Annotated in this window: 1 protein-coding gene; it reads left to right on the top strand. The window is 61.6% G+C overall.

All coding sequences use genetic code 11. From position 1 onward, the window contains the following. The first annotated feature begins 89 nt into the window (after positions 1 to 89). Entirely contained in the window at positions 90 to 380 is a 291-nt protein-coding gene (locus tag J2D75_RS14300) for a type II toxin-antitoxin system mRNA interferase toxin, RelE/StbE family (protein WP_207855462.1), read from the top strand. The last annotated feature ends 112 nt before the right edge of the window (positions 381 to 492 follow it).

Here is a 492-nt window from a genome sequence, read left to right as displayed (position 1 = left end):
CTCTCCAGCGAGGACGCCGATCTGCTCCAGGTGGTGCGTGAACGTCTTGCCGCGCCACAAGCCCCTGTAACGGTGACACTGGATGAGCTGTGAGCCTCTATACGCTCCAGTTTGACCCGCGCGCCCTGAAAGAGTGGCGCGGGCTTGATCGCACAATCCAGATACAATTCAAAAAGGTTCTGGCCAGACGGCTGGAGGCACCCCGGGTTGAGGCCGCTCGCCTGTCTGGTACGCTGAGTGACTGCTACAAAATCAAGCTCAGGGCCAGCGGCTACAGGCTTGTCTACCGGGTGATCGACAGCCAGGTTGTCGTACTCGTTCTGGCGATTGGCGAGCGGAACCAGTCCAGGGCCTATGAACAGGCCGGGAAACGGCTCTGAGTATGCGCATCGAACGTCTTACCGCTCGCCCAGACGATGTAGCGTCCGCCCTGACCCGTACTGCCCTGGCATTTGGCGCCCTCGACCAGCAGCTGCGCCGTCACCCTCTGCG

The organism is Acetobacter suratthaniensis, assembly GCF_017377745.1.
Taxonomy (GTDB): domain Bacteria; phylum Pseudomonadota; class Alphaproteobacteria; order Acetobacterales; family Acetobacteraceae; genus Acetobacter; species Acetobacter suratthaniensis.
This window is presented reverse-complemented; position numbering and strand designations above follow the sequence as displayed.